This is a genomic window from Oribacterium sp., from assembly GCF_057249185.1.
The window spans coordinates 1-11,364 of sequence record NZ_DBHIGR010000060.1 but is presented as its reverse complement, the minus strand read 5'-3'; the positions used below and the strand labels follow the sequence as shown (position 1 = coordinate 11,364).

8 protein-coding genes are annotated in these 11,364 nt (G+C 36.2%); 2 read left to right on the top strand and 6 right to left on the bottom strand.

Going from position 1 to position 11,364, the window contains the following annotated elements; translation table 11 throughout:
• Nucleotides 1-8: 8 nt before the first annotated feature.
• Nucleotides 9-1,439: a tRNA (N(6)-L-threonylcarbamoyladenosine(37)-C(2))-methylthiotransferase MtaB gene (gene mtaB, locus ACO4PX_RS04990; protein ID WP_315376970.1), complete on the bottom strand. Its 1,431-nt coding sequence runs from the start codon at nt 1,437-1,439 to the stop codon at nt 9-11.
• 102 nt (nt 1,440-1,541) lie between these two features.
• Here mtaB and ACO4PX_RS04985 point away from each other — a divergent pair, with 102 nt between their 5' ends.
• Both ACO4PX_RS04985 and thiI read left to right on the top strand, forming a co-directional pair.
• Nucleotides 1,542-1,778 (top strand): HPr family phosphocarrier protein, encoded by a 237-nt coding sequence (locus tag ACO4PX_RS04985; protein WP_007156528.1) that lies wholly within the window; start codon nt 1,542-1,544, stop codon nt 1,776-1,778.
• Nucleotides 1,779-1,869: 91 nt separating this feature from the next.
• Nucleotides 1,870-3,078, top strand: coding sequence for a tRNA uracil 4-sulfurtransferase ThiI (gene thiI, locus ACO4PX_RS04980; protein WP_308579639.1), 1,209 nt, complete (start codon nt 1,870-1,872; stop codon nt 3,076-3,078).
• A 402-nt stretch (nt 3,079-3,480) separates the two neighbouring features.
• Here thiI and ACO4PX_RS04975 read toward each other — a convergent pair whose 3' ends face one another.
• From ACO4PX_RS04975 to ACO4PX_RS04955, 5 genes are all read right to left on the bottom strand, one after another.
• Nucleotides 3,481-5,148, bottom strand: a complete 1,668-nt coding sequence (locus tag ACO4PX_RS04975; RefSeq protein WP_308579637.1) for an ABC transporter ATP-binding protein — start codon at nt 5,146-5,148, stop codon at nt 3,481-3,483.
• A 34-nt stretch (nt 5,149-5,182) separates the two neighbouring features.
• The gene (locus ACO4PX_RS04970) at nt 5,183-6,481 is read right to left on the bottom strand and encodes a radical SAM protein (protein ID WP_308579635.1); all 1,299 of its coding nucleotides are present in this window, start codon (nt 6,479-6,481) and stop codon (nt 5,183-5,185) included.
• 444 nt (nt 6,482-6,925) lie between these two features.
• Nucleotides 6,926-9,295, bottom strand: coding sequence for an ABC transporter permease (locus ACO4PX_RS04965; protein ID WP_485571782.1), 2,370 nt, complete (start codon nt 9,293-9,295; stop codon nt 6,926-6,928).
• Nucleotides 9,289-10,062, bottom strand: coding sequence for an ABC transporter ATP-binding protein (locus tag ACO4PX_RS04960; RefSeq protein WP_314967113.1), 774 nt, complete (start codon nt 10,060-10,062; stop codon nt 9,289-9,291). Before ACO4PX_RS04960 ends, ACO4PX_RS04965 begins: the two co-directional genes overlap by 7 nt.
• Nucleotides 10,063-10,330: 268 nt before the next feature.
• On the bottom strand, nt 10,331-11,364 hold a 1,034-nt coding region (locus ACO4PX_RS04955; RefSeq protein ID WP_485571780.1), incomplete at its 5' end, for a sensor histidine kinase.

The window sequence follows — 11,364 nt, the reverse complement described above, 5'->3', positions numbered from 1 at the left end:
CATTCATCCTACTCTGATAGAATCATCTCTCCCTTTAGCTCCAAAGCTTTTACCCCTCTAATACTTCCGATAGCTTCTTTTCCTAATTGGGCCAATCTTTCTTCTTGCTTTTCTTTGTCTTTCTCGAACACTGCCAAGACTTCATCCTGTACCGGCAGAATATAGCGGATATATTCTTTATTAAATCCTGTGTAATAGTATTTTCCTTCAATCTCTCGAATTTCTTCTATTAAGATGGAGCTTTCTTTTCCTAAGAATTTCTCTCTAAATTTCTTGGAGTCTTCCAACGCCAGTGCCAAAAGCTCTTTGGAGCGGGCTGTTTTGATATTATCCGGAATCTGCTCCTTCATTTCGTCTGCTTTCGTCCCCTTTCTTCTGGAGAACTTGAATACATGGAGATCATAGAAGGAGATTTCCTTTAAAAAGGTAAGAGACTCCTGAAAATCCTCCTCCCTTTCTCCGGGGAAACCGACAATCACATCCGTAGTAATGGCCGCCAAGGGATAAACTCTTCGGATATCCTCTACCGCCTTTTTGAAGTCTTCTTTAGTATAATGACGATTCATTTCCTTTAAGGTCTTTTCCGCACCGCTTTGTAAGGACAGGTGGAAATGAGGGCAGATTGCTTCTACTTCCTTTAAACCTGCTAAAAAGCGTTCCGTAATAATTCTAGGCTCAAGACTTCCCAAACGAATTCTTTGAATACCGGGAATCTTTCCCACCTCGGAAATCAAATGCAGTAAGGCCTCTCCCGTTTCCGCCTTTCTACTGGCATATTCATAGGAAAGATTTTCAAAATCCAATCCGTAGGAGGACAGGTGAATACCGGTAAGAACCACCTCTTGAAAGCCTTCCTTCGCCAAATGGCGAATTTCCTCCAGACAGTCCTCTTCCTTACGACTTCTGATTCTTCCTCGAACATAGGGGATGATACAATAGGCGCAAAACTGATTACAGCCGTCCTGCACCTTTACAAAGGCTCTGCTCTTATCCTTTGGCTTGGAAAGGAAGAGATTTTCGTACTCTCCCTCCTCCCGTACCGGGGAAAATGGCTCCATGGCGCTTGCATCATTTTCCAGCATAGCCTCCCGATAGGCCTTAATCAGCTCTACCACCCTGCCCTTTCCGGTATTTCCGATAAGAATATCAATGCCCTTATCTTCTTTCAGCTCCTCCTGCTTTCCTTCCACATAACAGCCGGTGGCAATGACGATGGCCTCCGGATTCCTCTGCTTGGCCTGATGAATCATTTGCCGGGATTTCCGGTCTGCAATATTGGTAACAGAGCAGGTGTTAATCAGGTAAATGTCCGCCTCCTCCGTAAAGTCCACCAGCCTTGCCCCTTCCTGCAAAATGGCTTCGGTCATGGCCTCTGTTTCATATGAATTGACTTTGCAGCCTAAGTTGTGCATGGCAAAACGCAGTCCTGCTAATTCCATTTTCATCCTCTTTCTAAAATCCCAGTTCTTTCACGGCTTTCGCTTGACTTTAAAATCGTTCATTACTACAATAAAGTTATCAATTTTAAAGGAGGGTAAGCTGTGAAGACGGTTCGTATTTCATTAAATTCTATTGATAAAGTTAAGTCCTTTGTAAACGAGTTGGTTCGTTACTCTGATGTGGACTTCGATTTGGTTTCCGGTCGTTACGTGATTGATGCAAAGTCTATTATGGGAATTTTCTCCTTGGATCTTTCCAAGCCCATCGACTTAAATATTCATGCTGATGATGGAGAGATGGAGGATATTTTATCCCACCTGGCTCCTTACATCATTTAACTGTTGTATCTTAACGGAAAGAAAGAAGATATACAAGGCTTTTCAAAAGTGCATGGTTTCATGCACTTTTCTTATGTAAAGAAGGAGAATTATGCAATACCAAGCATTTTTGATTAAATATGCAGAAATCGGCACCAAGGGTAAAAACCGTTATGTCTTTGAGGACGCCCTGGTTCATGATATTCGGATGAAATTAAAGAGAGCCACCGGAAGCTATTCCGTTAGCCGGGAACGGGGAAGAATCTATGTGAATGTGAAGTCCGAGGACTATGATTATGAGGAGTGTATTGATGCCCTTCGCCATGTGTTCGGTATTGCCGGCATTGCGCCCATGGTGCAGGTGCCTTTAAGCCCGGACTTCTCCGTTTTGGAAAATGCGGTCCTTTCCTACTTTAAAGAAGCCTATGGAGACAGCAGCGTTTCCTTCAAGGTGGAAAGCCGAAGAGCGGAAAAGTCCTACCCCATGACCTCTCCGGAGCTGGATCAGGAGCTGGGACACAGCATTTTGGAGGCCTTCCCCAATGCTCGGGTGGATGTGCATAAGCCGGATGTGAAGCTTCGGGTGGAAATCCGCCAGTATATGAACATTTACGGAAAAATCATTCCCGGACTGGGAGGAATGCCTCTTGGCACCAACGGCAAGGCCATGCTTTTACTTTCCGGAGGAATTGACTCTCCCGTTGCGGGCTACAAGGTGGCAAAGCGGGGTGCTTTGCTGGAGGCAACCTACTTCCATGCTCCACCCTACACCAGTGAAAGAGCAAAAATCAAGGTTATGGATCTGGCCAAGCAGGTTTCCACCTATACCGGTCCCATAATGCTGCATGTGGTAAATTTCACGGATATCCAGTTGGCTATCTATGAGCACTGCCCCCATGAGGAGCTAACCATTATTATGCGCCGCTACATGATGCGGATTGCAGAGGCATTGGCTTATAAAAATAACTGTATCGGCTTAATCACCGGAGAATCCATCGGACAGGTGGCTTCCCAGACTCTGCAAAGTCTGGTATGCACTAACGAGGTCTGCACCCTGCCGGTTTACCGTCCCTTGATTGCCTTCGATAAGCAGGAAATCGTGGATGTGGCTCAGGAAATCGGCACCTACGAAACCTCCATTGAGCCCTACGAGGATTGCTGTACCATCTTCGTGGCAAAGCACCCGGTTACCAAGCCCATTCCGGAGAAGATTCGGAAGTCAGAGGAAAAGCTGGCGCCCATCGTTGCGGAAATGGTGGAGAAGGCCATTAATGGGGCTGAGGCAATTTTAATGCGGAAGGATAAGGCTGCTGAAAATTAAAAAAATGATGTAGGAAAAGTCATGTTTAAGCCTTCCTTCCGATATGGGTCTTAAATTGGGGCATGCTCTCGCTAACCTCGCCACGACTGAGCAGTGGCTATGTCACCCACTGCTCACTTTGCTTCGCAAAGCAACTTCTTTAGGAAGTTGGTCAGCTACAGGACGACTTTTCTGATGAAAAGTCTGCCCTTTCGGACACTAACTTCAAGCTTCGCTTTCAGTAAGTACCGGCGGACTCAGATTACCCCCATTTTAGACCTATACCGGAAGGAAAGAACTGTCTTTTCCTACATTTTTACTGCTTCTCCAATTCTTATTCTAACAACGAACAATTAATTTAAGCTTCAAATAAAATGTTCACATTACTTTTTAGAATATAGAATAAGTTCAATTTTGGAATTGCTATACGTTTAACAAATATGAATATGGAGATTGAGCCACTTGATTAAAATTTCCAACAGCTACTATTCTTGAATTCTCCATTACTACTATTTGATCGTATTGTTTCAGAATTTGTGGATTGCTCTTATGACTGATAGTAACAATGGTTCCATTATACTTGAGAAACATATTTTCCAAAAAGTATGTATTCTTTGTATCCAATGCACTCATCCCCTCATCCACAAATATAATCTCTGGTTCTCTAATAAAAACTCTTGCAATTGCTATTTTTTGTTTTTCTCCTCCTGATAAATTATTTCCATTATCTGATAAAACTGTTTTTACTCCATGAGGTAATTTTCTAATTAGTTCCTTTAGATTTACCAATTCAATAACTTTATCCAATTCTTTCTTCTCAACATCATGTCTTAAACATATATTAAATTCTAATGTATCTTGAAATATATAAGGATCCTGTTGTACAAAATTAATTTTCTTCCTCAGCGATATTTCATCTATATCAGAAAGTTCTTCGCCATCTATTTCTATTTTTCCAGAATACGCTTTATTAAGCTTTGTTAACACCTTTAATAAAGTGCTTTTACCACTCCCACTACTTCCTAGTAATACATACTTTTTACCTCGTTCTAATAATAAATCAAGGTTTTCTATTGCAAAACTTTGAGAACCCGAATAACAATAACTCAGGTTTTTTATCTCTATAGTTTTAATTTCTTCTTGTAATACTTTCTCTTTATCTAATGTTTTCTCATAAGTTACTTTTTCCAGTATCCCGAGTATTTTTTGTTCTATCGGATAAATCGAATTCATTTCGGCAATGTAAAATGGTCCCTGATTTATAGGCAAAATAACATAGTTCATAACTTGCATGATTGCCAAAGCAGTTCCTATTGAAAAATAGCCTTTATGTGATAAAAATGCAGCCAAAACAACATTTATAGACAAGATCAAAAATCCATTAGATGTTACCAATAACTGTATACAATCATCATAAAAATTAGATCGTAACCTGCTTTCCTCAACTTTTTTATTTGAATCATTTAGCTTTATTAAATATTCGTTTTCAAGCATAAAAAGTTTGATAGTTTCAATTCCGTATAATAGTTCTTTTAGCATACGAAAAAACTGTGCAGTAGCTTCTATATATACATTTTTTAATTCAGAACTTTTATTTACAAATAAACCTGGCAAATAAATACTAATTAATCCACAAGCCACAACAGACATTGCAATATATATATTAACATATATCAAATAGCCGAGCGAAAGTACAAATGAAGACATTGTTCTAACTAACATAAAAAGATTGATTAATTTTTTTTCATATATCAAATCTACATCTTTATTTACAGTAGATATGAACTCCATATTATCGCAGCCCGGTTTATTTATGATATTACCTATTAAATCATTCTTAATGTCTTTACATATATAAGACGCTATCAGAAGGGATAGTCTCTGAAATGATGCATATAGGACTATATTTGACAAGATAAAAATAATGATTACAACAATAATTCTCAAAAATCCTGAATTGTTATTTGTGATTGCAGTATCAATAATTTCTTTTAATATTATGCCTTTCCCAACATCCATTATTCCCAGTAAAATACTAAGGAAAAAACTAAGGAATATAGAGTATTTGTATCTTAGAATATAGTTTGTCATTTTTATCCCTTTATACCTTGTTAAACGAAGCGTCTTAAATATATTGCGATATTATGTAAGTCTTTATTTTATCCACAAGAGTTGCATCAAAAATATCCCTCATACAGTCCTTTTCATTTTCTCCTTTTGCCCAGGTACATCCTCCATAGCATATTGGAGCATACTTACAAAAGTTAATACATTTTGCCTCTTCCAAATGATAATCATACCATTTCTTATTATCTATAATTAACTTCCCATCAGTACTTATTTTGCCATGAACATCACTATATAATAGCCCAGGACAAGCATATATGTTAAGTTGTTCATCCACTGTATATCCATTTGCTAATTTACCAATACACAGCCCACTAACTTCTTTAAATACCTTAATCCCATTTTCAATTAAATAATAATTTAACTTAACAATTTCTTTTGCCAATTCAATATCATTGTCCCTCTCATCATTACCATCTAAAATGATCTCTCCTTGGGTTCCAAATATCTCATGGAATTTTATTGATGTAATAGCTTGTGCAAGATTATTATCAATTAAATAATCTATCAACTCTTTAGATTTGTTCACTGTTTCTTTGTTTACATTTATTCGCAAACATATCGTACTCAAAATATCTGAAGTTTTATATTTTTTAATTAATTTTAAACTTGAAATAATCTTGTCAAAGCTCCCCTCCCCGTTGGGATATACTCGGAATGAATCATTAATCTCCTTAATTCCGTCTAGCGTAATTTGGATATTGTCTATATTATCCAAGTAAAATTTAATATTATTCTCATTAAATAAAGTACCATTGGTAATCAATACACACTGAATCACTAATTCTGGAAAAGCATCTTCTAGACGTCTCAGATCTGTAATTATTTGCTGACACATAGAATCATTAAACATTGGTTCCCCACCAAAAAGACTAACAGCAAATAATTTAGTATTATGTGTTTTTATTTCATTTTTAAAATATTCAAGAACCACTTTCCAATTGCGTTCAGTCATATACTTCTTACAATTAAGTTCTTTCCTTCTATCCTGATAACAATATGTACAATTTAAATTGCAAGCTGATGTTGTCGAGATAAATGCCGCCATTTTAGTTTTATCAAACTTTAACGAAGATATATTGCTCTTTAATCTTGAGACCTCAAATTCATGGCTATCAACTATAATGCCATTTTCATATAAGCTAGTTTCTTCGTCTTTTGATAAATAAATTTCCTGATTTCCATACAAAAAGTCGACTAAATCGTGATCACAAGAAATCAAACATTGAGATGCCAGATTGAAAAGATACTCTTTCCCTTCAATATCTAATAATAAATTATACTTTGAAGCTACCATTGTTTCTCCTTAATTAATAGCGTTTTAGCAACTTTTTCTACCATAGATAACTATCAGAAATCACGTTATAGTCGGAATATAAATGATAAAAATTGTCCTTCCAAAAGCCAATGCAATCTCTTTTAAAATATTACCCCCGACAATATAATCTCTTACAGTACTACTATAAATATCTATTTTTATAAGCTCTCAAGTAAATTAACTGCTAAACTAATCTAACGTGGTATTGATATAACAACATATACAATATGAAAGTAGTTAAACGACAACTTCATTTCTTAAAAATCCAGAACATTATCTGATTCTTGTAATGCAGTTTCCAAAAATTCCACAAAAATTGACTTCTGAAAATGTTAAGTAGCCTCTTTCTAAAATCTTGAATCTCATATCATTTTCTCCTTTCTTCAATTAACTGCATTTACTCAAGAGCTTATAAACAATTTTTTACTCCCCTCTATTCATAATATAATTAGGAGTGTACTTGCTCTGTCTGCATACATAGAGTATGGACAGGAAGTAAGATAATACTATAAGGATTATTGCATAACAAAGTATATATCCATTAGGAAGATTGAATCGCAAGTCATAAATCCCCATTCCTTGTAACATAAGGATCAAAATTCTATTGGTGAATAATAATGACAACACATATCCTATAAAGGAAGCCATCATCAAAATCGGCAGGATGCTCATAGAAATCTGCCTTGCTATCTGATAGGTGGTGAAGCCCATTGCTCTCATCACCGCAAAATCACTTTCATTATTCAACACAACTGTCTTTACCAGTAAAATCACTGTAGTTAGCGTAATAAGCATACTTAGCAAAAGTACCCAGACGAGTATTGCCTTTACGTTGGCTATAACAGAAGCAAATTGGCTATTAAACAGCCCTTTGAAATTTTCGATATAAACAATTTCATCCCCTATTTGAGATTGAATATTCGATATTGCTCCTTCTATATCCCTATCATGTTTTAAATATACATACATTGATTCCCACCTGGCATCCGGTTCTATTTTTAGGATACCCTCATAGCTAAAGAAAACATCCAGTCCTCCGGTATAGCTGCCTTGTGTCAGTCCGGTTACTACATACTCTTCCTCCGGAGCTTGCTCTTGATAATCATTTCTAATTGAAATCACATCTCCTATTCCTTTTTTTAAACTCTTGGAGAGATTAAGCGAAATGGCAATTTCATTGTCATAGAAAGGATACCTTCCCTTGTATAATCCTATTTTTTCCAATTTCTCATAGTCATCATAAACCGTTATTCTTCCACTTACATTGTTATCACATAGGATTTCTCCCCCTCCGGGACCTATGCATTTTATGACTGCTTTGGTGTTATCCATATCGGATATTCTCTGATATAGCTTCTGAATATCTGCTTCTTCCCCGGGCTTTAAAACAATATCAAATTTCTCCATACCACTGATTTGCGATAAACCGTCTTCTTTCTGAACAATATTGGAAAATAAAGTGATAAAAAATGAAGAGGATAATACTGCTAAGGCAACAATCAAGCAGATGGCTATATTTTGTTTCTTTCTACTAATCAATAAATAGATAGCCGATAAAAAGTCTAAGGATAACGGAATTTTCCCCAAAAATGAATGACTGATTCCGCCATTATAATTAGCTCTTTGCCCTCTTATAGCTGCTACCGGAGTGATTTTCTTTACGGTAACGGTTGCATGAAAAGCAAATAGAAATACTATAAATAGATTCAGCAATAGGATTTCTAATCCTCTCATCACGTGAAAAGAATTTACCCACTTCATACCGCTTTCTGCCGTTATGGAGGGAATGAAAGTGGATGCCAGTACAGCAGATAATAAAATCCCTAGAACGCTTCCCATAAAGCCTAAGAAAATATATTGGAATACAAAGGATAGTCGAATTTCCCTATCGCTAATGCCTAGGGCTTTCATTACTCCAATTGTTTTAAAATCCTTATAAAAACTGTCTTTAATTCTAAAATACATTACCAGACAAACCACTATCAGAGTTACCATAGAAAAGAAAAGTATCGCAATACTGTAAACGTGTAATGTGGAGTGCATAGAATACCTAGCGGAAGCAATATCCGTATAGGTTCCATAAGGCGCCTCTTTGATGAGTGGGATAAAGTTTTGTTTTAAATCCTTATCTTCAGACTTAAGCAACAATAAAGCACTGTGGCTCTCATTTCCAAGAGAATTTTCCAATTCTGAGAAAGTTTTCTCCGGTACATCAAAGGCCATAACAGCTCGATTACCATATAAAATATCCTCCGTAAAACCGGCAATCATAAAGGTCTTATACTCACCAAGGTATTTTATAGATAAATTTTCTCCTAATTGAAAACCAAATAAGGTCTTGCACAGATAAGGAACAAAGATGGCATTCTCCGGCTGAGTCTCCATTTTTTCCACAACATTGACAGTAGATAAAAGATTGTCTCTATCGAAATTCCGTATAATCCACGAGCCCTGTAATTCTTCCTCATTTTCTACAGATATTGCTGTTTTTAAAAAAATTAAAGCATCTTCGATTTCATAGGCGGAATTCATTTCTGATTCTTTAATTAAAGCTTCAATTTCCCCTCTTTTCTTTTCTAAGTATTCTCTGGGAAATATAGCACTATAGTCTGCACAGTTTGTTGCTTTATAAACAGCCTTAAACAGAGAAGAAAAGCTATCTTCCATGGAGAAGGATATGCCTATCAAGAGCGAAGACACCGCAATCAAGAAAACAAAGATAACAGATCCATAAACAGTTTTTTTGATTTTAGAAAGGTTAAAAAGTAATATTCTTTTTATCATCATTACCATCCCATTTCCTTTAAAAAGCCATCCAATTGTTTTATTCTTTCTTTGTCCTTATCTGCTGTATATTGTCCCAGATTACACTCCCCGCAAATCACTCCATCCTTTAAATACAGTATGCGATTTCCTCTTAAAGCTGCATTAAAGTCATGGGTAACCATTAAGACGCTTCTACCCTGTTGATGAATATTGCTTAATAGATCTAAAACTCTACCTCCTGCTTCGGAGTTTAGTGCTCCTGTAGGTTCATCTGCAAACAATATGTCCGGCTCATTGATTTCCGCACGGACAACTGCAACTCTTTGTGCTTCACCTCCTGAAATGTCCGAGGGACTTTTATCCCAATTTTTTTCTTCAATATGAACCATTGAGAGCAGCCGCTTTGCTTTCTGCATAACTTCAGCATTATTTTTATTTCTTAACAGACCACACAGCACAATGTTATCCAGAACCGTAAGATTATGAATCAAATTAATCTGTTGGAATACAAATCCACAGTGATTTCTTCTAAAGTCGGATAACGCATTATTGGATTTACCGGAAATCTCTTCGTCTCTAAAGAAGACTCTTCCCAAGGAAGGCCTATCCATTCCAGAAAGCATATAGAGAAGAGTTGACTTACCGGAGCCTGATGCTCCCATAACCACAGTAAAATCCCTCTCATAAATTTCTAAATCTATATTCTTTAAGATGTGTTCACTATGGTTTTTCGTTGAAAAGCTTTTACAGAGCTTTTCCGTTCTAATGATTATATTTTTATCATGATTCACCATTTTGCATTCCTTTCATGGTTCATTTCTGCTTGCACGACCCTTTTTCTATATTGATTTTATCATTCAAAATCTTAGCAGTCTTTGCCTCTTCCTTAACAATTCTTAACTGACTCATCATGATTCTTAACTATATAATGCCCATGATTTGCTTTATTCCATTTTCTAAAATGCTACTGAAAATACAGACTCTGCAATCAATACTCTGTACGAACAAAAAATACTACAGGAAGTCTTCCTTTGAAAGTTTCCTGTAGTATCATCCATCTGATTAAGCCAATGGCAAATCTATCGTTACACAAAATTGATTCTCTATTTTATCAAAACGAATTCTTCCGCCGATTTTATCTATAATCTTTTTGCAAATATATAAGCCCAATCCGGAACCGGCAAAATCCTTGGCTTTTTTCCCTCTATAAAATCTTTGATCCACCAAGTGGATTTCCTCCTCTTCAATGCAATCTCCAAAATCACTAACAGATATTCGTAAGTACTGATCGGAAAAACAGGAAGATACAGTAATCTCCGTATTCGCATATTTATAAGAATTATTGATTATGTTATCGAAAACCTGCAATAGCCGATTCTTGTCTATTTTTATAATGCAGGAAGGAATGGATATTTCTCTGATATAGTTTTTGTAATCTGCACTACGAATAATATCTGTTACAACTTCACTACATTCTTCTCTTACAATAACTTCCATTTCCTCCAACTCATCTAATGTAGACTGCAATAAATTGGAAGCCAAAAGATTGATTTGCTCCGCTTTATCCATAATTATCATCATCTTTTTTCTTTTGGATTCGTTATCCTCTTGTAAAGCAAGAAGTTCTGTAGTTGCTTTTATGGAAGCAATCGGCGTTTTTATATCATGACTTAACGAGGCTATAAGCTCTTTTCTCTTTTTTAGAGCATTTTGCTCATTGATTTTAGCGTTTAAAAGCTTCTCTCTCATAATATCAAAGCTATTGGCAAATGTACTAAGAGCATTGTTACTATGAATACTGAGAGGCATCTCAAGATTTCCATCTGAAATTCTTTCTGCAAAAACTTTTAATTGGTCTAATGGTTGAAGTATGGTTCTCCATATTTCAAATACCAGGATTGCAATAATAAGAAAAAACAAACTGTTAATCAGTAAATAGATATTTCTCATACGAATACTGTACGAAACGTAACGTTCATAATCTTCATTTAAAACAATAAGCTTTCCCACTACTTTCTCGTTTTTTACAATATCTATAATCGTATCTTTGTTTTTTATAGAGTCTTCCAGTCCGCTTCTATTCATGAGCATGGATT